The organism is Lewinella sp. 4G2, from assembly GCF_001625015.1.
In the GTDB taxonomy this organism is placed as follows: domain Bacteria; phylum Bacteroidota; class Bacteroidia; order Chitinophagales; family Saprospiraceae; genus Neolewinella.
This window is the reverse complement of the sequence record NZ_LVWJ02000014.1, coordinates 3,627,781-3,651,398: the sequence shown is the minus strand read 5'-3', so window position 1 is coordinate 3,651,398 and position 23,618 is coordinate 3,627,781. Positions and strand designations below refer to the sequence as shown.

Genomic DNA, 23,618 nt, shown 5'->3' with positions numbered 1-23,618 from the left:
AAATTCCCGGCCGCTCCAAGAACCACCCATTGTCGCTTCGCTCGGTTGTGAGGCCGCTAGGAGAACCTGATTTACTACGGACTGTAGACTACATACTATAAACTAGAGACTAAAATGGATACCAGTAATCTAGGCGTCGGAACCCGCCTCCGCCACCCAGCATTCGGAGATGGCGTTATCATAAAATTGTACAAAGCTGCCTACGACATCACCTTCATGACCTACGGGATCAAAACCGTTGGCCGCGATTATCAGGAATTTGAGGTCGTGGAAGCGATCGAAGCGGAAGAGGTTGCCAGTTTTAACGAGGCGGAGCAAGCGCTGGTGCGCATCCTTAGAACCTATAATGGCATTAGCGAAACCACACAGTTGGGTGATAAATGGGTGGACGGTAAACTTATCCTTAAGCCGGGAGAGGAAGGGCTGTCTTCCAAAGAAATGTCCATCGACGATTTCTTCCACAAGATCGTCATGGTACGCGACCGCCTCCGCGTAATGGAGCAACGCATCAACGCCAGCTCGATGACGGATGAGGAAAAAGTGAACCTACAGCAGTACATCACTCGCATCTATGGTTCGCTGACGAGCTTCAACGTACTCTTCCGGAGAAAGGAGGACCACTTTAAGGGAACGGGGCGGAAATAATAGGAGACTTTAGAGGCTAGATTTTCGATTTGAGCAACAGAGAATTTATTTTTCGCAACTCGCAACTCGCAACTCGCAACTCGCAACTCGCAACTTCGCAACTCGCAACTCGCAACTCGCAACTCGCAACTCGCAACTACTCCTCAATCAACCCCGAACCCACCTCAACATCAAACGGCTTACAGAAGTAAAGCACGTACTTAAAATCGTTGATGTCGACACCAGCGATGTCATACGTATGCGCGCCTCGGAAGATCTCCACCTTTCCAATTTCGTACGCGCCGGCCCGGCTGCGGGGATTATTACTGAGGTAGGCGTAGAGTCCGGGAAGACCACGGTCCGCATCGTAGTCGTCGGCGAACGTGAGTTGGAGTCCTTCGTCCTCAGTTTCCGAAAGGGTGAAGTTGCCGGTGAGTTTGTAGCTACTCGTAGTAGCAATGGTACCGGTCCGGACTTCTGGTTCGTCAATGATAACCGTGGAAGCGCCCACGATCATGGTTTCGGTCACCGTTGCAGTCTCACCAAATTGCACGTCCGTGTAGGATGCCGTGACGGTAGTTGAGCCTTCGGTAATTCCGGTGGCTAAGCCTGTCTGATCAACGGTGAGAATCGTTTCGTCGCCGGTGGACCAGGTAGCGTCTGCCTGCTCCTCGGCGCCCACGTTATTGAAGAAACGCGTTGACAACTGGAATGAGGTTCCTGCCTCTAGGGTATCCGGGAAGTCTGCCAACCGGATGGTAGGTTGCACGTAGTCATCTAATACATCTTCACCAATGCAAGCGGTGAATAGTAAGGCGGCGGCAAAGAACGTGAGTAAGCGAATCATAGTGGGTCGGTCTTCCTACGAAGGTACTGTCTTTCCCCGCTTTAGTACTGTCGCCCACCGTCAAAAGGAGCGGGAGCCATGAGCGCATCTTGGAAATGGATTTAATCTCACCGCTTTAGCTGGCACTAGCAAACGCAACTAGCAACCGGACAAAGCGGTAACATTATCGTGGGGATAATTTGGCGTCTGGGTACCTTTACGCTAATTATTTACCACCCCCAAATTACCCGCCGCATGGCAACGAAGACTTCCCCCCTGTCGGACACCGTCCTGAACATGACCGAATCGGCCACCCTTAAAATGGCGGCCCTCGGCCGTGAAGTCAAAGCGCAGGGCCACGATGTGATCAGCCTCAGCCTCGGGGAGCCCGATTTTGATACGCCGGAGCACATCAAAGAAGCCGCAAAGGTGGCACTGGATGAGGGATATACGAAGTACACTCCCGTCCCCGGTATCCCGGAACTGAAGCAGGCCATCGTCGACAAATTCAAGCGGGAGAATGGTCTTGATTACGCGCCGAATCAAATCGTTGTATCCACCGGTGCGAAGCAGTCCATTTACAACATCGCCCACGCGCTGCTGAACAAGGGTGACGAAGTCGTCATTCTCGCCCCATACTGGGTAAGCTACTCCGCCATCGTGGAGCTGGCCGGCGGCGTTCCCGTTACCGTTGGTGCGGGTATTGAAGATGACTACAAAGTCAGCGCGGAGGCCATCGAGGCGGCGATCACCGACAAAACTAAGTTCATTCTCTTCTCCAGCCCCTGTAATCCCACGGGGTCCGTTTACACTGCCGAAGAGTTGAGCGCCATTGCCAAAATGCTCCAGCGCCACCCCCACGTTTACGTAGTGGCTGATGAGATTTACGAATTGATCAACTTCACGGGTAAGCACGCTTCCATCGGTGCCTGCCCCGAAGTAGCGGACCGGACCATCACCGTCAACGGTTTCGCCAAGGGGTTCGCCATGACGGGCTGGAGACTCGGCTACATGGGCGCACCCGCTGAAATCGCGAAGGCCTGCGCCAAGCTGCAGGGACAGGCGACTTCCGGAGCTAACAGCATCGCTCAGCAGGCGGGCCTCCACGCACTAACGTCAGATTTGGCACCCAGCCACGCCATGAAGGACGCCTTCGCTAAACGCCGTGAGCTCATCATTGATGGCCTGAGTAAGATCGACGGCCTCAAGGTGAACCGCCCCCAGGGTGCCTTCTACCTCTTCCCGGATGCTTCCGCATTCTTCGGGAAGTCCAACGGAGAATACACGATCAATAATTCAGACGATCTGGCCGAGTACCTGCTCATGACGGCACACGTTGCTACGGTAGGCGGTAGTTCCTTCGGTGCCCCGAACTGTATCCGCATCAGCTACGCCGCTTCCGAGGAACAACTGACCGAAGCGATCCGGCGTATCGGTAAGGTGTTAGGCGAGCTGAAATAGTCCGACCATTTAAATAATCAAAAAGCCATCCTTCATAAATTTGAAGGGTGGCTTTTTTCGTATCCTTAAGTCATGAAAGACCTCTCCTATACCGGCGGCGCGCGGGTCGGCATGATGAATGCTTCCTTCCCCTTAGCTAAGCTCTTCGTTGAAGATGGTGCCCTGAACCTCAATGTTTTGCTACTGGGAAAGCACCGATTCCTACAAAGTCAGATCACGGCGCTACAGCACGTGACCAATGCCGTTGGGCTTGGTAAAGGCATTAAGATTGAGCATACGCACCCTACCTATTCCAACGAGTTGATCTTTTGGACCCTGAGTGACCCAGATAAAATACTGGACGAAATAGCTAATAGCCGCCTTGGTTTGACACAGAATGTAATCCGAAAGGAAAAGGTAGCAGCTAGTATTGGTGGTCTCCTCTCCGACGCAAACCCCTTAAAAGTCAGCTTCTTAATCGCAATCGCGCTCCTGAGTTTATTAGCCTTTGCACCGTTTATTATCAGCGCATTCACCACGGGTACACCCGACTTTCAACAGTTCATCTACCGCGGAGTAGCTGTTCAAGCCATTCTGGTAGGTGGTTTGCTTGGAGCCATCTACAGCCCAACTATCCGGGAATACGTGCTGAAAGAAGATGCAGAAATAACCCGGCACAAGCGTGGGCTGCTCACCTTCGTCTACCTCACCCTCTTCGCGATGTTTCTATTGTTGTTCGTTGGAGGGATGACGTCGAAGTTAATCGAAACGTTGCCTCCTCAGTAGGCACAGCAAGGCCGAACCGGTATTCATCACCGACACAGCAATTTCTACCGGTTCGGCGTTCAGCCTATTTCCCAATCGTATACCGTGCTCCCGTCCGTACCGTTCGGCCCTGGGTCGCGAAACCGGTCACCTCCACAAAGTCCGTATCCGTCAAGTTCCGGAGATCGGCGAAGAGGGTGAGGTTTTGCTTGGCGAGCAGTTTGTACTCCACGTAGAAGTTGACCAATAGGTAGGGATCTAGTTCCACGATGTTTTGGTTGAAACTCGCGTCGAAGAATACGTCTGGGCGGTCACCGGTGTATTGGGTCGTCAAGCGGGCCGTCAGGGGGAAGGAGGGGGTGTAGGTTAATCCAAACAGGCCGGATACGCGGGGGCGGCGGAAGAAATCTTCGGTGGTGGTGGGGTTACCGGAGAAGTCTTCAGAGGTGAGTTCTCCCTCCACGTAGGTGAAGTTGCCGTTGATGCTCAGCTGCTCACCAAGCTTAGCGAAGGCCTCTACTTCTACGCCCAAATCGTCGAGTTCGTCGCGGTTGAGGTAGCCGGGGTTGCCGAAGATGATAACGTCTTCAATCGTCCGTTGGAAGCCGGTAACGGAGAATCCATAATCACGCTCTTCATTTCGGTAGGCAAAACCCGCCTCGATGGAGGAACTAGTTTGGGGTTCTAATTCAGCATTGGCACCAAATGGACCGTACAGTTGGTCCAAAGTTGGGCTCTGGAAGGCGGTGGCATACGTTCCTCGCACGGTAAAACCCTTAATTACCTGGTATGCGAACCCGGTGGAGTAGTTCAACTGCCCGCCAAACGTCGAGTGGTTATTGTAGCGAATTGCAGCTTCCGCAAACCATCTTTCGTCCGTCCGAAATTCAGCTTGCAGGTAGGGACTCAAAGTAGTTACGTTATCGTCCGCATCCACGGGGGGATTGTCCAGCGTGAGTTTCTCGATCCTTGCCTGGGCACCCAGCGTCAGCGCCAAATTCTTCCAGCTTTTGTTGCCGAATACATCGGCTTGTTGGGCCCGGCCGGCAAAGTCGAAGTCGCCGAAGGCGGAGGAAAAAAGGCGGTCGGTCGCCACGTAATTGTAGCGCAGGCCGGCGGCAAAACCGGGTTCCGCGTAGTCGATGGCCAGGGCGGGGTTGACGAGTTCATTCTCGTAAGTATTCGCGTCGCTATCCTGGAAGGCACCGTCGTCGTAATCGCCATCGAATTGGGCGTACCGGATGCTAGGGCGGATGGTCCAGTGTTCGCTAGCATGATAGGTAAACGCTGCGTTGCCACTATAGCGACGGGCACCATCCCTTTCGAGTGGTGCAGGGTCGAAAAGTGGATCGGCTAGTTGTTCGGGGCTAAAAATAGCTTCGCTGATGCCCTTACTGTCGTAGACGTTGAAGCCCAGCGCGTAAGCTAATTTACCTTTCCGGCCGCGGGCGTCTGCGCCAGCCTCAAAGGTATCGAAGCTGCCGTAACTCGCCCGCAGGGTGACGGTAGGGTCGTCACTATTGGCTTTGCTAATGAGGTTAATGACCCCAGCCACTGCGTCAGAACCATATATGAGGGACTGAGCGCCGTGTACAATCTCAATCCGCTCAATCCCCTGAAGATCAAGGAGTCGTAGGTCAACGGCTCCACCAAGGGAAGAAGGGTCGATGAGCGGCTGCCCGTCCAGCAAAATGAGGGTGTATTGATTGGCACCATTACGCAGAAAAATGCTGCGGTCCTTGCCCGGCGCGCTGTAAGCACCATTCACGACGATGCCCGCCTGCTCGTTTAGTAATTGTCCAAGGTCGGTATTGCGCGCAACCGTAGCGGAATCAATAATGGTGACCTTGGTCGTCGACCGATCGAGTTGCTTCGGGAACCGCGTTCCGGTTATGATTACTTCATCACCGGTCGTCGTTAATTCAGGAGCTTCCTGCGCGGCAAGTCCGAGTGAGAGGGTAGAACAAAAAGAGAGAAAGAGTAAAATTCGCTTAGTCATGGGTAGGTAGCTTACCGGTAAAAAAGCGAAGCGCGTACGGGGAAACGCTGCTTTACGAACGCCGCAAAGCAGGGTAGGGGAAAGAGATCCACTGATCTTCATCCCGGGCGTAATGCCCCCAAACGGTTTTCGACTTTCTCACCGAAGTCAAGAAACATATGGTGCGTTCGGGCAGGTCTTCTGGCTCACTTCATTTCGGGCGGCCTTCCCAGATCTCTCCAGTGGCGTAGTGGCGCGAAACATTACGAAGCTTACAGCTGCGGGGACAGCTCCGGATTTACACCGGATTCCCTTTTACTTCCCGGGCGTTACGCCGGGATACCTGAATGCGGGGGCGAAGGTAAGTATAAGTCTATAGTCTGGAGTCTGTAGTCTGTAGTCTGGACCGGACGCTTGGAGGAGATCAACTCTTACTGCGTGCGAGTTGACCACGCTCCAAGGTCCTGATTGGGTGGTAACGGAATCAAAAACTACCACTTTATAGGTCCTTGTGGCGTCCGACGTAGGAGGTCCCGCAAGCGTCCGGTGTTGGCGGTGGGTTACTATCACCGGACGCTTGGAGGAGATCAACTCTTACTGCGTGCGAGTTGACCACGCTCCAAGGTCCTGATTGGGTGGTAACGGAATTAATAACCACCAATTGATAGGTCCTTGTGGCGTCCGACGCAGGAGGTCCCGCAAGCGTCCGGTAGTGGCGGCCACTATAGACTACAGACTATAGACTACAAACTCACCCTCCACCCCAAAAACACCCTCCTCCCCTGGTTCGAAGCAAAAACGTAAGTCGGGTCAAACGTCAATGCATTCGGGTTGGTGGGGGTCGGAATGACCGTGCCATCGGGATTAAAATCGACATCTTCATCAAATGGATCAAACGCACGCGCAATGCTATTTGCAGGTGGGGTGTAATTCAGGAGGTTTTTTACGCCGCCATAAACTTCCATACCGTTGGAGAAAGTCTTGGTTACCTGCAAGTTCTGGGTGGAGAACCAGCCCGAGTCGGCGGGGCGGTCGTCCATTTCGCCGAGGAGGGGAAGGTCGAGCGGGCCGTATACGTTGCCGGTGTAATCAAAAGTGATCTGCCGCTCCAGCCAGGGAATGCCAAGCCGCCAAACGCCACTGTAGGTTTCCGTGAGCAGTTGGCGTTCGCGCACGCCCTCCTTCACGGTGAAAACATCCTGCACGTTAAGGCCTACATTGACGCTGGCACCACCGCGAAAACTCACGTCCGTAGTGAGGCTGACGCCCTGACTAACGGCTCGCCCATCAAGGTTCGCGTAGATAATCTGGTTCGGGTTGGTCTCGTAATCCGGCAGGATCCGATTGCTAAAGTGGGTATACCAGGTGGAGGCGTCGAATGTCCACACCGCGCCGTTGCGGGCAAAGTGTTTGCGGACGTAATTCAGGTTGACGTTCCAGCTTTTCTCGGGTAGGAGCTCATCCGCAAAAACCAGATCGCGGGCACCCGTCAACGCGGCGTGGTCTTCGGTGAATACGTTGGCGACCCGGTAGCCATTGCCGACGCTCAGGCGCACGGTATTGAGGAGGTTTTGGCTGGACCATTTGTAATTCAATCGTGGCGTCAGGATGCTTCCGTGCACGGAATTGTGGTCGTACCGCAGTCCGCCGAGCAGGGTGTTGAATTCATTTAGGCGCCATTCATCCTGCACAAATAGCCCCGGCAAACTAATTTCGGAAACTTCCCGCGTGGCCGGCGTATCGTCGTTGTAGCGTGTGTAGCGGTAGGCACCTCCAAGCAGCAGATTGTGAGTACCGATCTCCTTTTGGTGCGTTAACTGCAAAAATCCAACTTGCTGGCTGGCGTTGTAGATAGTCTCCCCGTAAACGGAGTTTTGGTAGTGGCCGTTGGCGCTGAACTGCAGGGTGAGATTGGCCTTTGTCGGTAGTTCGTAGGTGCCAAAAGTTTCCCAGCGGTTGGTGTAGATGCTCTCGCCGTAGACTTCGTTCCCGCCACGGTCACCCCGGTTCCAATCGAGCTGCCCACCGAAACGGTCTTCGTAGAGGTAGCGCCCGGCGATGGTCAGCGCCCGTCCACTTTTGCGATCAAGGCTCCATTTATTAAAAACGGAGATGCGGTCCTGCAACGTAAGGTCGGTGAAGTCATCACCGTTGTTATCGATCGGGTTTTGGTAGTTGAAGTAGTTCACGCCGAGCAAACTCGTAGCGTTGCCAATTTTCGTTTTGTAGCCCAGGTCGGTATTTATCTCCCCCCAACCGCTGGCCATGATGTCCGCACTAATGCGGGGTGCATTTTCCGGCGATTTGGTGATGATGTTGATCAGTCCGCCCACCGCTTCCGAGCCGTAAAGTGTAGAGGCCGGGCCCTTGACAATCTCCACCCGTTCGATGAGGCTTTGCGGGATACCCGTCAACCCGTAAACCGTTGAAAGACCACTTACTATGGGCATTCCGTCAATCAGCACCATCGTGTACGGGCCCTCCAATCCGTTGATGTGAATATCACCGGTATTACAAACCGAACAGTTGAGCTGCGGCCGCACGCCATTCACCGTTTGAAGGGATTCAAATACGCTTGGTGTCGGGTTAGCCTTGAAATACTTCGCCGTAAAAACCTCCACCGGTACCGGACTACTGCTGCGGCTGGCGGAGCGCATCGTACCCGTCACGACTACGTCGGCCAGGGTAGCGGCGGTGGGTTCCAATTTAATTTCCAGCGGATTAATGGCTCCCACGGCCACCTCTTTCCCCGCAAAACCGACGGCGCTGATCCGAAGTAGCGTCCCCACGGGATACTCCGGAATAGTAAACCTGCCGTCGTATTCGGCAACGCTCCCGTCCCCCGAATCCGCCACCAACACCGAAGCGTAAGGGATGCCAACTCCCTGATCGTCCAGCACCACCCCGTGCAGCGTATTCTGGGCGCTGACGCAGGTGCAGAGGAAAAGGCAGAGTGCAAATGAGAGATATTTCATAAGCTGGGAACTCCCACAAAGATAAAGTGTTCTAAGTAATAAGTTAGATAAGTCTAACTTTGTTTAGCTGAATGGACATCTTTCACCGCTGATCCGGCATTATCTTCACACGAATGCGCAGCCCAACCGAAGAAAACTACCTGAAGGCATTACTGAAGCTCTCCGACGAGGACGGCCAGGTATCGGCGACCGCCCTGGGTAAACAATTGGGTGTGAGTTCCCCGTCCGTAAATAGCATGGTCCGCAAACTCAGTGAAAAGGGATTGGTGCACTACGCGAAATACAAGCCCCTATCCCTAACGGAGGCTGGGCGCAAAGCCGCCGCCCTCATCGTCCGTAAGCACCGTTTGACGGAAATGTTCCTGGTGGAAAAAATGGGTTTCGGCTGGGAAGAAGTCCACACCATCGCCGAGCAGATCGAGCACGTAGAAAGCCCCGCCTTCTTCAAACGGATGGACGATATGCTGGGCTACCCGTCGGTGGACCCACACGGTTCCCCAATCCCAACACCCGAAGGCCAGTTGGATCGACGGACCTCCCACCAAAAACTAAGCGACCGCAAAGAAGGGGAGGTGGTCTCCATCGTCGCACTTGCCCATAGCTCGAATGACTTCCTCCACTTCCTTAATGAACGGCAGTTGCGCCTGAACGATCAGTTGAGGATTGAGGGCGTGGAAGCGTTCGATGGATCAATGCGTGTCGCTTACGGTGATGGTTTGATGACCGTGTTGAGCAAGTTGGTTTGCGATAAGATACTGGTCGTTCCGGTTTGAGATTTGAGGTACGACAGATCCCGGTTTCGGACCTCCGGTCCGAATGTTCAGGTAATATTCTTGTAGTCAAGTCATTAACGCGTAGTAGAACAATTTCACAACTGAATAAACGGGACCGGAGGTCCCGTACCGAACCAACCCGAAGAAACGGGACCGGAGGTCCCGTACCACTACGCCAAGCCAGCCTCCGCCTCAATCGTAGCCAAATAATTATTCAACCGTTCCATCGGCTTCACGATGGCCACGCGGCCCGACCGCACAAATTCAAAAATCCCAAACTCCCGCAACTCACTGAGCAGCGCGGTGATTTCATGCTCGTGCCCCGTCTTTTCAATAACGACGTACTCAGGCTCAATCAGCAGCACCCGCGCGTTATGTTGGCGGATGAGCCGCTCGACTCGGTCTCCATTATTGAAGACCGCTACGGGTACTTTGTACAGCGCAATCTCCTGGTGCACGACTTCTTCATCGCTGTAGTAAAAGGCTTTGAGGACGTCAACCTGCTTATCGAGCTGAGCGCGAAGTTTGCGGACCATCTCTTCCGTAACCGCTACCACAATCGTAAAACGGTGGATAGTGGGATCAGAACTCTGGCTCGTCGTCAAACTCGCGATGTTAATGTTCCGGCGATTAAAGATGCCCACCACCCGCGAAAGCAGTCCCGCCTGGTCCTCCGTAAATACTGTAATCGTATAATTCTTAACCTCGCTCATTTTCTACAGATTTTAGATTTTAGAAGATAGATTCTAGACAGCCGCAACTAGAAACTAGCAACTAGAAACTTTTGCACTAGCAACTAGCAACTAGAAACTTGTAACTCGCAACTCGCAACTCGCAACTCGCCACTCGCACCTCGAAACTCATAACTCCTCCGGCCCCAACACCACCTCATGCACCCCCTTCCCACTCGGAACCATCGGGAAAACATTATCCTCCTTCACCGTATGGACGTGTAGCAAGTACGGACCGTCGTGCGCGAGCATTTCTGCGATAGCGCCGTCCACGTCTTTCGGGTCGCGGATAGTACGGCCCGGAACGCCAAAGCCTTTGGCGATGGTGACGAAATCCGGGTTTTCTAGCTCTACGGAGCTGTAGCGCTTTTCGTGGAAGAGCTGCTGCCACTGCCGCACCATTCCCAGGAAGTTATTATCGAGCAGCACGATCTTCACGCCGACATTCCATTGAGCGCATAGGCCTAACTCCTGCAGGGTCATCTGAAAACCACCGTCACCGATGAAAGCGATGGTTTCGCGGCTCGGGTCGGCGTACTTTGCTCCGAACGCTGCCGGTAAACCGTAGCCCATCGTGCCCGCCCCTCCGGAACTGACCCACTGGTCGTGGCCCTTGTATTCATAGTAGCGCGCGGCCATCATCTGGTGTTGGCCAACGTCAGTACAGACGATCGCCTGTCCATCGGTTTGGTTGGATACTTCGCGGATGACTTGCCCCATCCGAATCTCTCCTCCGTCAGTTGGGGTAATGGCTTCGCTGATGACGCGCTCCTCTTCGATCCGGGCGCACTCCGCAAAGCGGGCGGTCCAGTCGGGGTAGGACTTCTGCTCACAGGCGTCAATAAGTAGCTCCAGAGCATCCTTCGCGTCACCAAGGATGGGCGCGTGTGCAAAGACATTTTTACAGATCTCAGCTGGATCAACTTCGATGTGGACCACCTTCGCGTCGGGTAGATAGTACTTTAAATTACCCGTCACCCGGTCGTCGAAACGCATTCCGATGGCGATGATCACGTCGGCTTCGTTCTGCAGCAGGTTAGGCCCGTAATTACCGTGCATCCCCAGCATCCCGGTGAACAGTTCGTGGTCATTTGGGATGGCCGAAAGCCCGTGGCAGGTGGCGCCAACGGGGATACCCGTTTTCTCCACGAACTCCCGGAAGATCTCCTGCGCGTGCGCAATGTGGATACCGTGTCCGGCGAGGATCATCGGCCGCTCGGCACCATTGATTAAGTCCGCCGCCGCGCTGATTTGCGCGGGCTTCACCTTGTGGTGCGGGACGTAACTGCGGATATGCAATTTTTCCGGATACTCAAAGTCCACCATGGCGAGTTGCGCATCCTTAGTGATGTCGATCAGTACCGGACCGGGTCGGCCGCTATTCGCAATGAAGAAGGCCTTTTTGAATACCCAGCCAATGTCTTTTGGATCCGTGATCTGGTAGTTCCACTTCGTGACGGGGATGGTACAGTTGATGACGTCCACTTCCTGAAAGGCATCACTCCCCAGCAAGAAGCCGGGTACCTGACCGGTAATTGCCACCAACGGGAGAGAGTCGAGCAATGCGTCAATTAACCCCGTCAGTAAATTCGTGGCGCCGGGGCCGGAGGTCGCCATACACACGCCAGTCTGCCGTTTGATGCGGGCGTACCCCTCAGCGGCGTGGATGGCTCCCTGTTCGTGGCGAGGCAGAATGTGCGTGAGCTGGTCCTCAAAGTCAATCAGCGCATCGTAGACGGGCATGATCGCGCCACCGGGGTAACCAAAAATGGTGTCCACCCCTTCATTCACCAGACACTGTAGGAGGGCGTGAGCGCCATTCATATTGCCAGTGGTAGGCATTCCTTCGGAGGTGGCGGTATCAACTTTTTTAGTCATGACCATGATGATTTACTTTTCATGAATACTTCAGGGTGGGGGAGCGGCAGGGCCGTTTAAAGGTCCGTCACGCAACCTAACGATGCGCTGCTGACGAGCTTAGCGTATTTCTTGAGGACACCGGAGTCGGCCGTTGGGGCTGGCGGCGTCCAATTTGCGCGGCGTTGGGCCAATTCCTGATCACTGATTTCTACGTTGATCGTGTTCGCCTCCGCGTCAATCCGGATGATGTCACCATCCTCGATGAGGGCAATCCCACCGCCGGACATCGCCTCGGGGCTGATGTGACCAACCACGAATCCGTGGGTTCCCCCACTGAAGCGCCCATCGGTGATGAGGGCTACTTTCTTCCCGAGGCCCTGCCCCATGATCTCCGAGGTGGGCTTGAGCATTTCGGGCATGCCCGGCCCGCCCTTCGGCCCGCAGTAGCGGATGACGACAACGTCACCTTCCTTGATCTCCCGGCGGCCAATGGCCTGGTTCGCGGCCAGCTCTGAATTGAAGACCCGGGCGGTCCCCATGAAGTGCAGGCCTTCCTTCCCAGTGATCTTAGCCACGCAGCCTTCTTCCGCCAGGTTACCGTACAGGATGCGGAGGTGGCCGGTCTCTTTGATCGGTTGGTCGAATGGCTTGATGATGTCCTGGCCCTCTTTCAGATTCGTGGCTTCAAGGAGATTCTCTGCGAGCGTCTTCCCGGTTACGGTCATGCAGTCGCCGTGGAGGTAGCCTTTTTTGAGTAGCTCCTTCATCACGGCGGGGACGCCTCCAGCATAGTAAAGGTCTTCCATCACGTACTTGCCACTTGGCTTCAGGTCGGCGATGAACGGAACCCGGTCGCTTACCTTTTGGAAGTCGTCAATGGTAATATCCAGCCCGGCGGCGTGGCTCATCGCCAGGAGGTGCAGCACGGCGTTTGTACTTCCACCGAGAGCGATTAGCGTTACCATCGCATTTTCGAAGGCCTTCCGGGTGAGGATATCGCTCGGTTTGATGTCTTTCTTCAGTAGGTTGAGCATGTACTCACCGGTCCGGCGCGTGTCGGCCCGTTTGTCCGGGTGGTTGGCGGGGATGGAGCTGTTGTAGGGGAGGGCCATGCCCATCGCTTCAATGGCGGTGGCCATCGTGTTGGCGGTGTACATCCCCCCGCAGGCCCCGGAGCCTGGGCAGGCGTGGCGGATCACGCCTTTGTACCGTTCCTCGCTCACCTCTCCGGTACGGTATTTTCCGAGCACCTCGAAGGCGGATACGATATCCAATTTGTCGTCTTCGTAGCAGCCGGGGCTGATGGTGCCGCCAAAATGGAGGATCGCCGGGCGGTCCAAACGGCTCAGGGCGATCATGGCACCGGGCATGTTTTTATCGCAACCTACCACGGTTACCAGGCCATCGTACCACTGTGCGCCGGCTACGGTTTCAATCGAGTCCGCAATCACGTCGCGGCTCACGAGGCTAAAGCGCATTCCAGCCGTTCCCATCGAAATGCCGTCACTTACGCCGATGGTGTGGAAGATTAGCCCGATCTGCTCATCAAATTCATTGATGCCTTGTTTCACCTCTTCCGCGAGGCTATTCAGGTGCATATTACAGGGGTTGCCTTCCCAGCCGGTGGAGACCACGCCAATCTGCGCTTTGTCCATATCGGTATCGTCCAGGCCGATTGCGTAGAGCATGGCCCGGGCGGCGGGTTGTTCCGGGTTCGAGGTAACGTTTTTGCTGTATTTATTCAGTTCTGCCATTTGGGCGCTGACGCAGGTGCGTAGTAAGTTGGTGATGCGGTAAAGTATTGCCCACAAACATAAAAGCCGCTTTCCTTAAGGGGAGGAAAGCGGCTTTTACCGGGCGTCCGTGCTATGCGGCCTTCCTCTCGTTGGTGACGGGAATCACCACAATCTGTAGAAGGACCAGGACCACGAGCAGAAATAATTTCACCGCGAGTAAATGATTGTTTCACAATGTAGCGAAACGGCCCGCCCGCGATCAACCAGGATTGCCGGGCATTTACGACGGCAAACTAAGGGTTAATAGCGCTTGTGGTCGAAGCGAAACGTAGCCTGAAGGCCAAGCTGGTAAGTCAATAATTTGTTGGGTGTCCCGGCATCCTCGCCGTTCTGGTCGACCAACGCGATGTTGCGGTAAGGATCGCTTCGGCGAATAGTTGCCGTTGGCGTCAGCGTGATCAGGTCGGATATACCGATGTCGAGGCCGGCGCCACCGCCGTAGACCAGTCCACCTCCGGCATTATCAAATAAGCTCGACCCAAGGACGTCAATTGCAAATCCAGCGCTGCCCTGAATGAAAAAACCTTTCTGCAGCGCGGGTCCCTGCTTCCCGAACGTAGGGCAGTCGCAATCCCCGCCGAAATCAAAAGGGTAAACGTTTACTTCCATTTGCAGCCCGATACTGCTGTAGGTGGTGGATTGGTTGCTTTCCCGTAGGCCAGCCCGGGAGAAAAACAAAGTTGGTTGAAATTCGATCCTCTGGTTCGGCAGTCGGAACCAATAGTTCAGCTGTAATTCCGGACCATTATCCAGGTCGGCGTACCTACCTTCAGGCCACGCATCATTCTGTGGGACATCCAAATTGTTTACGTTGTAAAAAGCAGATACGCCGAATTGCGCGGCGGCGGGTACCGAACAGCAAAGGACCAGGAGTAGTAAGAAAATCCTCATACGGTTAATTTAACGGCAAAACGTATTTCCAATTGGAAGATTGCGCGTTTGGCGTCGCGGTTCCACGAAACGAGTCCTTGTACTATCCCCATCCCCTGGCACCTGCGGCAGCGCCCAAATCCCGAGCGTGAAATGAAAGATCAAATTGTAGAAGCAGTCTCCAGGTCCAACGTCCAAAATCGAAAGTCTAAGATCTAACTTCTATTCAATCAACGACCGAAACATCTTCCGCACCTCATTCACGCCCGAAACGCTGTACTTCGCCTCCGTACGGTCCGCACCTACTTTGATGCTGATGCCACTCTCGGGAAGGGCTTTGAAAATGTCCTCGTCGGTTGCGTCATCTCCGATGCCAAGTACGAAGTCGTACTCGTCTTTGTGCACGAAATGGCTGGTAGCCTTGCCCTTGTTGACGCCGGCGTTCTTGATCTCGACCACCTTGTTGCCTTCCAGGACCTGGAGATCCTGGTTCTGAATGAGGTAGGCGAGCATATCGCGAAACTCGCGGACGCGCTTATGGCCCAGATCCCGGTCGATGCTGCGGTAGTGCCAGGCGAGGCTGTAATCTTTCTCTTCGATGAAGGAGCCGGGCGTTCGGGCCACGAGGTTCTCGAGTAGGTCGCGCACCTTCGGCATCCAGCCGTCGACTACGTTAGGGTTGAGGTGCCACTTGTTGTCCTCCTTCATCCACACGCCGTGTTCGGCGGCCATCTCGACGTCGAGGTGGCCGAGCCATTTTTCGAGGGTGCCCTTATCGCGGCCGCTGTTGATGACGACGTTGTTCTTGGGGTCGGCGGCGAGACCGGAGAGGAGGCTGATCACTTCATCATCTGGGGAGACCGCCTGTGGGTCTTCGTTGAAGCCCATGAGGGTACCATCGTAATCAATGAAGAGCAAGCGGCTGCCTGCCTTGGTGTAGCTATCCTGAACCTGGGTCAGGGTGTCTCCACTGAGATGCGTGGTACTTCCCATTCTGTTGTTGTCTTTAAGTTTTTTCTGTTCTTTGATGAAGGTGGCCGCCCAATGCTTGACGTCGTAGCGCTTCAGTTTTTCCTGCATATTGGTCATGCGGGCCGCCTTTTCTTCGGCGGGCATTTCTAGTGCTTCCAGCAGCGCGTCTTCGATGTCCTTATTACTCTGGGGATTGACGGTGATGGCACCGTCGTTCAATTCGTGCACCGCCCCCGCCATTTCGCTGAGGATGAGGACTCCGTCTTTGGTATCTTCCTTAGCCGCGATGTATTCTTTGGCTACGAGGTTCATGCCGTCCCGCAGGGGGGTGATGAGTGCGATATCCGCTTCCTTATATAGAGTCGTCAGTGAGGCAAAATTGAGCGACCGGTAGTAGTAGTGTATCGGCATCCAGTCAAACGTGCCGTACTCGCTGTTGATCTGGCTGACCAATACGTCGACCTCGTGCTTCAAACTCTGGTACTGATCTACATTGGCCCGGCTGGGGACTACGATCATAATCAAATTTACCTGCCCTACGTAGCTGGGGTTATTCCGGATGAACTGCCCGAATGCCCGCACCCGCTGAGGGATGCCCTTTGTGTAATCCAGCCGGTCAACGCTGAGCACGATCTTGCGGCTCGCGTGCAGCCGGCGGATCTCTCCACTCCCTTTATCGCTTTCGGCGTTGACGTCCGGGTGGGCGTACTTCTCGTAGTTAATGCCCATTGGGAATACGTCCACGTTGATCTCCCGCTCGTTGATGCTCAGGCGGCCAAACTGATGTTCGTGCCCCGAGAGCCGGTAGGCTGCCGACAAGAAATGGCGCATGTAGCCAAAGGTGTGGAAGCCAATCTGGTCGGCTCCAAGGATACCGTCGAGGATCTGCTTGCGCCAGGGGAGGATCCGGAATACCTCGTAGCTGGGAAAGGGGATGTGCAGGAAGAAGCCGATGCTGATGTTGGGGAACTTATCCCGAATCATTTGTGGCAACAGCATGAGCTGGTAATCGTGGACCCAGACCATGTCACCGTCCCGCAGGTGTTTCTCCGTTTCCTGAAAGAATTTGTAGTTGACTTCCTGGTAGGCGTCCCACATATCATCGTTGTAGGCCGTGTACTCCGTGAAGTAATGGAAGTGGGGCCAGATCGTTTTGTTACTGAAACCCTCGTAGTAGAGGTCGATCTCCTGCGGCGTAAGGAAAACCGGGGCCAGGTTCTTCTTGGCGAGGTCGGTTTTAACGGTTTCCCGCTCCCAATCGTCAGTGATGTCGACCCCCGGCCAGCCGATCCAGATCTTGTTGTAACTCTCGTCGAGGCTATTAAGGCCCGTTGCTAGCCCACCCGCGCTGGGGTGGTAGTGTAATTCGCCGGCGCTTCGGTTAATGGTAACTGGTAAACGGTTAGAAATAATAACTAGTCGAGACATACGTGCTGGGTGGTCGCCCGGCCAATCAATGCTATTGGCCAAGTCGTGTGATAAGTAAAACAGCTCAGCGAGCGCTGGCAGCAACAAAATACGGCCGGCTCCATTGCGGAACCGGCCGTGCGGGTACTTGTTCGTCACATTTTCCAACCCCCGGGCGGGAAATCATCCCTTTTCCTTGTTTTAGGACAAATCGTCCTAACAGAATACATCCGAGAAGTGGGAGCCACCGCTTACGGGCGCTTCTTGCGGGGTGTTTTGAAGAACTCTTTAAGTTCCTTCTCCGTCATGAAACCGTAGTCCTTCCAGGTCGTAACGGTGATCTTTTTGATGTCCCGGTAGTCCTTACCACGCTTGTTGGTGTGGACGCGCGTGAGGCTCTTGGTATACTTCTTGGCCAATGCACGGAGGCTTTGGTTGAAGCTCTCGTTGCCGAAGATCTTGATGTAGCTGGGGAATTGCTTTCCGGTGATCTCAAACCACTGGCGGTAGTCCGCTTCTTCCGTCCCCAAACCTTCGGCGAGGGTTTTGAAGTACTGGAGCACCGTGGCCCGGATGTTCTCCGCAAATGGACTCAGGCCGCTGTGCTTGGCGAGCTCTTCGGCAATCGCTTCGTGAACGCTGGTATTGACGTAGCCATCCTGGTGGATCTTATCCGTCAGGTTAAAGTAGGCCGTCAGTTTATCGTCGATGTTGCGGGAGATGATGCTGCCGAGGCGCTGCTCCTGCAGGGCGCCAAACTCAAACTCCCGGTCGTTTTTCAAGTCGAGGATCGTCTGGAGAACTTCGTCTGCCACCGCATCACCATTGGCCTTACGCTCGCGGTTGAGAACGGTGATGAGTTCCGCACGTTGTTCGGGCGTCTGCTCAAAGAAGGTGCCGTAAAAGACAATGGGGCGCAGAATTTCTTTGCGGCCGGCAAAATCCTCCTCGGTGATCATGGCGTGGAGGGTAGGGACGAGGGCGTCGTTGTTCAACTCACCACTGACCCGGAACTGCAGGAAGTCATTAAGGGCGTTGACGTGCGTATTGAGCTCCACCGTTTCCACTGGGAAGGGCGCGTAGTGGTAATTCCGACCCTTAAATTGCTTTTGGTAACGGCGGAAGATGCGGCGGCGGCCATCTGCCGTGCGCGCCTCACTCGTACGCAGCGCCTGCAGGAATTGGCGCACCCGTTTGCTGGGGATGCCGTCCACCAAAGAGGTCACGAAGATGTCTGAGCTCAACGCAAAACCCGCCTGGATGCTCTGGCCGATCCGCTGCTTGAGCTGGTCGAAATTGGAGTTCGCGGCAATGGCTTTCAGAATGGCACCAAAGTGATCGTTCTGGCGGGCGTAGTAAAATTGCTCGGTCACTTCACCACGGAGCACGGCGTAGCCGAGGATGCGGGGTAGGAACAAACCTTCGAAGCGCTCGTCGAACAACTGGCGCTCAAAAGCTTCAATTTCCAGTGGGCTGTAGTCGATCAACTGCTGGTGGGCCTGCTCAATTTGTGGCTCAAATTCCTGCTTGAGGGCTTCGTAATAACTGTCTTCCTCTTCATCCAGGTAGGCGGCCAGGTTGGGGCTGGCCTGAATGGCCTGGGCAATGGCCTCCAAATGCTGTTGGTAGGCTTCGTTTAGTGGGTACATCTGTTGGATAGCTATAATTACTAAAAGAAAACCTGGAAATGCGCATTGAAGCATTTCCAGGTTTACGCACTCCCGTGAGTGCTGGGGCGAAGGTAAGAAAAATTTTAGTCAGGTAGTCAGGTAGTCGGGTAGTCGGGTAGTCGGGTAGTCGGGTAGTACGGCACTACCCGACTACAAGACTACCCGACTACGATACTACCCGACTAATTTACTACACTTCCGAACCTCTACCCCCAAAACATCTTTCCCCAGTAACAAACCACTCCCACCTTGGCTAAAGAACTCATCAAACGCGATATATCCTGGCTGCACTTCAACGCGCGTGTCCTACAGGAGGCCGCTGACCACCGGGTGCCGCTCTACGAACGGATCAAATTCCTGGCGATCTATACCTCTAACCTGGATGAGTTCTACCGAGTCCGCGTAGCTAGTTTGCGGCAGTTCAAGAAGATCCCTAAAGAGCAACGGCGGGAACTCTTCGACTTCAAGCCGAAGAAGGAATTGAAGACCATCCGCAAAATGGTCAACGAGCAACAGGAGGAATTTGGCCGCATCTTCAACGATGAAATTTTGCCGGAACTCCGTGAAGAGCAGATCGACCTCATCCACAGCAACGAGATGACGCCCGAGCAGGCCGCCTTCGCCTCTGCCTACTTCGATAAGAATATTAAACCGCACCTCGAACTGCACTGGCTTCCCTCCAACGATGAAGACGCGCAGTTGCCTTTCATTAAAGATGGCCAATTGTGCCTGGCCGTGGAGATCAATTCGGAAGCCGCCCAGTCGGCCGGGGACGTGGCACTCGTTCCGCTCCCCACCAAAGAGTGCCCCCGCCTCATCGTGTTGCCCGATGATGAGACCCAGCCGGAAGTATTCCACGTCATTTTTCTGGACAGCATCATCCGCGCTAACCTATCCCGTTGGATGGGGCAGCCCGTCAACTTTGGCTATAGCTTTAAGCTTAGTCGGGACGCAGAACTGTACATCGACAATGAATTCGACGGGGAGCTGCACCGCAAGATTGAAAGCCGGCTCCAGCACCGCGAGGATGGATTACCTACTCGCTTTCTCTACGACGCAGCCATGCCCACCTGGATGCGTCGGCGGCTGAAAAAAGCACTTAATCTATCCAAATACGATATGATTCCGGGTGCTCGCTACCACAACTTTAACGACTTCTTCGGCTTCCCCCGCCCGGAAGGTCGGGATGATTTGACCTATACGCCACTCCCGCCATTGCCCGCTGCACAATTCGAAAACGTGGGGAGCATCATGGAGGTTATCCGTGCAAAAGACGTCCTGCTCAGCTTCCCTTACCAGCAGTACCATTACGTACCCGATCTAATCAGGGAGGCCGCGGACGACCCGTCCGTGCGCACCATCAGTATCACCCTTTACCGGGTCGCGGGGAAATCCAGCATCGTGGAGAACCTGCTTTACGCGCTGGAAAAGGGTAAGAAGGTAGAGGCATTTGTTGAAGCGAAGGCCCGGTTCGACGAGGCGAGTAATTTGTACTGGGGCAAGGCCCTCGAGGCTGCCGGTGCGTCTGTTCGCTACAGTTACCCGGCCGTCAAGGTGCACACGAAGTTGCTGCACATTTTGGCGAAAGAAGAGGAGTCCGGCGAGTACATCCACTACACCTACATCGGGACGGGCAATTTCAACGAGAAAACAGCCAAGTTGTATACGGACCACGCCTTACTGACCTGTAGGCCGGCGCTTGGGGAGGACGTTCTCCGCGTCTTTCAACTGCTGAAAGGGAAGCTGATCTTGCCCAACTGCAAACACCTTTTGGTGGCGCCATTCAACATGCACTCCACCTTTACTGAGTTGATCGACCACGAAATTGAACGGGCGCAGAATGGCCAGCACGGCTACTTATTCCTTAAAATGAATAGCCTAGAGGAAGCCGGTATCATTGCCAAAATTCGCGCCGCCGCCGCCGCCGGGGTGGAAGTGAAAATGATCGTCCGCGGCATCTGCCGCCTGGAGCCAGAGCCGGGCGAGAACATTCAGATCATCTCTATCATCGACCGCTTTTTGGAGCACGCCCGCATCTTCATCTTTGGTGGCCAGGAGCGCGAACGCATCTTCATGGGTTCGGCCGACTGGATGGACCGCAACCTCCACCGCCGCGTCGAGGTCGTCACGCCGATTCAGGATCCACTGGTGCGTTTGGAGTTACGGCGCATCATGGATCTGCAGTGGCGAGACAACCAAAAGGCCCGCATCATCTCCACCGACCGCCTCAACCAGTACCGTTCCGTTGGCCCAGATGAACCTACCTTCCGGGCCCAGACGGATATTTACGCCTACTTTCAGCGCAAATTTGAAGCCAAGCAATCAACTACCTAGCCCACCTCACACTTTCCGCTTTCGATGCTGACTTACAAGTCGGTAACTACCTTGGTGACTTAGTTCGCGGTAAAGAAGTGGCTGCCTTACCGCCGGGCATCAGAAGAGGGGTGGAGATGCACCGCGCCATTGATTTGCTAACCGATCAACATCCACAAGTCAAAGCGCTTAATGCACTGATTGCCAAGCGACACGGGCGCTACGCTTCCGTACTTACCGATATTGGCTTTGACCACTTCCTATTCCTTCACTGGCAGGACTTTGGCCCGGAGCCTTTTGCAACCTTTTGCACGACCACTTACCATCGCATCCTGCGGCAGCGCCCGCTGATGCCAGAGAAGGCGGCTCGATTTGCCACTGGCATGGTCGAAGGCAAATGGCTGCGGATGTACGGCACGGTCGCCGGCATGAATGACGTCTTCAGGCGCCTGAAAAAGCGACTGAGTCAGCCGGAATTACTCGACGGCGTTGACACCTTGCTCGTGGATCACCACGCCGAATTCAACCAGGCCTTCATCAGCTTGTTTCCCGATCTGCAAACCCTCGCCGATGGCTACCGACCCCAAACAACCGATCTTTCTGGACCTGAAACTGACCCGCTTCGCCCCCCAGCTTAACGTCAAGGAGGAAGGCAATAACCGCCTGGTGTTTGGCATGATCCGTAAGAAATGGTACGTCCTGCAACCCGAGGAATTCGTGCGCCAACTGCTATTGCATTTCCTCATTGGCGATATGAAATACAACCGTAACCGCATCACCGTGGAACGGGGAATCACCATCAACGACGGCGCCCGCCGTACCGACATCCTGGTTTTTGATCGCGATATGCGCCCCTTTTTACTCATCGAATGCAAGGCGCCCGGGGTGAAATTATCCACGGACACTTTCCGGCAGGCGGCCAATTACAATGGCGCGCTCCAAGTGCCCTACCTCATGATCTCCAACGGCAGAAAAAACGTGATCGCCGAGATCGATTACGCAGCCAAAGACTACGCTTTTCTGGATCGCGTACCGGAGTGGATCTAGGTGGCTTGCATCTATCCTTGCGCGCAACTCTCGAACGCTATTCAGCAAGCTAGGGCGCTGCCGCAGGTGCGGTGTAACGGGATAATTGGGCTAATTTTACGGTATCGAACCTCCACAGCCACTTTTGAAAATAACCGATCTGTCGATCTCCTTTGGGGATGAGAGGGAGGTACTATCTGGCTTCAACCTGGAGATCAAACCCGGAGAAATAGTGGGGCTTTCCGGTCCGAGCGGTAGCGGAAAATCACTCGTGGCAAAGACAATCACGCGAACCTTGCCAATTTCGGCTAGCTGGAGCGCTGAGTCGACGTCGTTCTGGACCAAAACAGATCAGAGGTTAGGCGTGACAACCATCAGCCAGAAGGCGCTCAAAAATTATCGCCAGCGTGAAGTTGGAATGATCTGGCAGGACCCAAGCCTGGCACTGAACCCCACCTTGACGATCGGCCAGCAACTTGAGGAAGCACTCACTGCCGTGGCAAAAAGCAGTACGCAGAATTTAGAGATTGCCTTAAAAGCAGCGCTAACGGAAGTACAGTTGCTGAACGACCAGGATCGAATACTGAGGTCGTACCCCCACCAGTTGAGTGGTGGCCAGCTACAACGAATCGTCATCGCCATGGCCATCGCCGGCGAGCCCCAACTGATCGTAGCGGACGAACCAACCACCGCACTGGATGACGAAAATGAAACGGCGCTTCTCGATCTGTTACGCCAATTGGTTGTCACTAAAAAATCTGCGCTTCTGCTAATTACGCACGACGTGAGGCTGCTTCGTCGGTATACGCAACGCATTGTTTCGATGCCCGACGTGACAAGTGGTGAGGCGACCATAGCTCAAAACCATTCGTCAAGGATACAATTGGCTGCTGACGCAATTGCGCTTAGCGTCCAGGATCTACAATTTGACTATGCCGCAGCTCATAAGCAAGGAGGGAAGTCACCAGATCAATGGTTACTCAACGAAATCAATCTATCAATAAGGACGGGTGAAATTGTCGCCCTGATCGGTAAAAGCGGGGTAGGGAAGTCAACCTTAGCAAAATTACTGATGGGTGAATTACAGCCCACGCACGGTGTGATCAATGTTTTTGATGGTAGAACAAGCCTGATCAGTCAATCCCCTGGCTTGAGTTTGAATCCTCGCCACTCGGTTGAGTTTGCCATTCAGGAAGTACTCAGATCCAATCGAAATCGCTGGGCAGAACACCAACCCGACTCTGCCGCCCTTTTATGCCAAGTGGACCTAGACCCTAGCCTTGTAGCAAGGTCCCTTCCTCATCAATTGAGTGGCGGGCAGCGACAACGGGTAGCAATTTGTCTTGCTTTAGCCACCAAGCCAACGGTCTTGATCGCGGATGAAACGGTATCTGCGCTGGACTCAGCTGTGAAAGCGGACATCTTACAACTGTACCACCGCCTGGCCCGAGAAAACAAAATGGCGCTACTGATGATCACCCACGATGTGGAGATGGCGCATCAGTTTGCGGATCGGGTGCTCCTGTTGCAGCACGGTCGTTTAGATATTAGTGACCCACTAGATTAACAGCCTTAAGGAGAATAAAAATAGG

Annotated in this window: 17 protein-coding genes and 1 riboswitch; of the genes, 8 read left to right on the top strand and 9 right to left on the bottom strand. The window is 54.4% G+C overall.

The window, feature by feature from the left end; genetic code table 11:
• The first annotated feature begins 114 nt into the window (after positions 1 to 114).
• Positions 115 to 645, top strand: coding sequence for a hypothetical protein (locus tag A3850_RS15030; protein ID WP_068218206.1), 531 nt, complete (start codon positions 115 to 117; stop codon positions 643 to 645).
• 136 nt (positions 646 to 781) lie between these two features.
• Here A3850_RS15030 and A3850_RS15025 read toward each other — a convergent pair whose 3' ends face one another.
• Positions 782 to 1,471: an Ig-like domain-containing protein gene (locus A3850_RS15025; RefSeq protein WP_068218202.1), complete on the bottom strand. Its 690-nt coding sequence runs from the start codon at positions 1,469 to 1,471 to the stop codon at positions 782 to 784.
• 234 nt (positions 1,472 to 1,705) lie between these two features.
• On the opposite strand from A3850_RS15025, the gene A3850_RS15020 reads away from it, so the two are divergent.
• Positions 1,706 to 2,911, top strand: a complete 1,206-nt coding sequence (locus A3850_RS15020; protein WP_068218199.1) for a pyridoxal phosphate-dependent aminotransferase — start codon at positions 1,706 to 1,708, stop codon at positions 2,909 to 2,911.
• A gap of 72 nt (positions 2,912 to 2,983) precedes the next feature.
• Positions 2,984 to 3,676: a hypothetical protein gene (locus A3850_RS15015; RefSeq protein ID WP_068218195.1), complete on the top strand. Its 693-nt coding sequence runs from the start codon at positions 2,984 to 2,986 to the stop codon at positions 3,674 to 3,676.
• 64 nt (positions 3,677 to 3,740) lie between these two features.
• On the opposite strand, the gene A3850_RS15010 is transcribed toward A3850_RS15015, so the two are convergent.
• Together A3850_RS15010 and A3850_RS15005 are read right to left on the bottom strand one after the other, a co-directional pair.
• The gene (locus tag A3850_RS15010; protein WP_068218192.1) at positions 3,741 to 5,654 is read right to left on the bottom strand and encodes a TonB-dependent siderophore receptor; all 1,914 of its coding nucleotides are present in this window, start codon (positions 5,652 to 5,654) and stop codon (positions 3,741 to 3,743) included.
• A 152-nt stretch (positions 5,655 to 5,806) separates the two neighbouring features.
• Positions 5,807 to 5,995, bottom strand: a riboswitch (cobalamin riboswitch).
• Between the two features lie 381 nt (positions 5,996 to 6,376).
• Positions 6,377 to 8,608 (bottom strand): TonB-dependent receptor, encoded by a 2,232-nt coding sequence (locus tag A3850_RS15005; RefSeq protein WP_068218190.1) that lies wholly within the window; start codon positions 8,606 to 8,608, stop codon positions 6,377 to 6,379.
• A 113-nt stretch (positions 8,609 to 8,721) separates the two neighbouring features.
• On the opposite strand from A3850_RS15005, the gene A3850_RS15000 reads away from it, so the two are divergent.
• Complete coding sequence (locus A3850_RS15000) at positions 8,722 to 9,381, top strand: metal-dependent transcriptional regulator (protein WP_068218187.1); 660 nt, start codon at positions 8,722 to 8,724, stop codon at positions 9,379 to 9,381.
• A 170-nt stretch (positions 9,382 to 9,551) separates the two neighbouring features.
• Here A3850_RS15000 and ilvN read toward each other — a convergent pair whose 3' ends face one another.
• The 6 genes from ilvN to A3850_RS14970 form a co-directional block, all read right to left on the bottom strand.
• A complete protein-coding gene (ilvN, locus tag A3850_RS14995; RefSeq protein ID WP_068218184.1) occupies positions 9,552 to 10,094 on the bottom strand; it encodes an acetolactate synthase small subunit in 543 nt (180 codons plus the stop codon).
• Between the two features lie 147 nt (positions 10,095 to 10,241).
• The gene (ilvB, locus tag A3850_RS14990; RefSeq protein ID WP_082921842.1) at positions 10,242 to 11,996 is read right to left on the bottom strand and encodes a biosynthetic-type acetolactate synthase large subunit; all 1,755 of its coding nucleotides are present in this window, start codon (positions 11,994 to 11,996) and stop codon (positions 10,242 to 10,244) included.
• Between the two features lie 50 nt (positions 11,997 to 12,046).
• Positions 12,047 to 13,726: a dihydroxy-acid dehydratase gene (ilvD, locus tag A3850_RS14985; RefSeq protein WP_068218181.1), complete on the bottom strand. Its 1,680-nt coding sequence runs from the start codon at positions 13,724 to 13,726 to the stop codon at positions 12,047 to 12,049.
• Positions 13,727 to 14,008: 282 nt separating this feature from the next.
• Positions 14,009 to 14,659 (bottom strand): hypothetical protein, encoded by a 651-nt coding sequence (locus A3850_RS14980; RefSeq protein WP_068218178.1) that lies wholly within the window; start codon positions 14,657 to 14,659, stop codon positions 14,009 to 14,011.
• 201 nt (positions 14,660 to 14,860) lie between these two features.
• Entirely contained in the window at positions 14,861 to 17,038 is a 2,178-nt protein-coding gene (locus A3850_RS14975) for a bifunctional alpha,alpha-trehalose-phosphate synthase (UDP-forming)/trehalose-phosphatase (protein WP_068219843.1), read from the bottom strand.
• Positions 17,039 to 17,268: 230 nt separating this feature from the next.
• The gene (locus tag A3850_RS14970; RefSeq protein ID WP_068218175.1) at positions 17,269 to 18,666 is read right to left on the bottom strand and encodes a hypothetical protein; all 1,398 of its coding nucleotides are present in this window, start codon (positions 18,664 to 18,666) and stop codon (positions 17,269 to 17,271) included.
• Between the two features lie 270 nt (positions 18,667 to 18,936).
• Between A3850_RS14970 and ppk1 the strand changes: the two genes are divergently transcribed.
• From ppk1 to A3850_RS14950, 4 genes are all read left to right on the top strand, one after another.
• Complete coding sequence (gene ppk1 / locus A3850_RS14965; protein WP_068218172.1) at positions 18,937 to 21,021, top strand: polyphosphate kinase 1; 2,085 nt, start codon at positions 18,937 to 18,939, stop codon at positions 21,019 to 21,021.
• A gap of 77 nt (positions 21,022 to 21,098) precedes the next feature.
• Complete coding sequence (locus A3850_RS14960; RefSeq protein WP_157501246.1) at positions 21,099 to 21,638, top strand: ACP phosphodiesterase; 540 nt, start codon at positions 21,099 to 21,101, stop codon at positions 21,636 to 21,638.
• Complete coding sequence (locus A3850_RS14955) at positions 21,571 to 22,047, top strand: type I restriction enzyme HsdR N-terminal domain-containing protein (RefSeq protein WP_068218166.1); 477 nt, start codon at positions 21,571 to 21,573, stop codon at positions 22,045 to 22,047. The genes A3850_RS14960 and A3850_RS14955 overlap by 68 nt, the downstream gene beginning before the upstream one ends.
• A 124-nt stretch (positions 22,048 to 22,171) precedes the next feature.
• Positions 22,172 to 23,593, top strand: coding sequence for an ABC transporter ATP-binding protein (locus tag A3850_RS14950; RefSeq protein ID WP_068218164.1), 1,422 nt, complete (start codon positions 22,172 to 22,174; stop codon positions 23,591 to 23,593).
• The last annotated feature ends 25 nt before the right edge of the window (positions 23,594 to 23,618 follow it).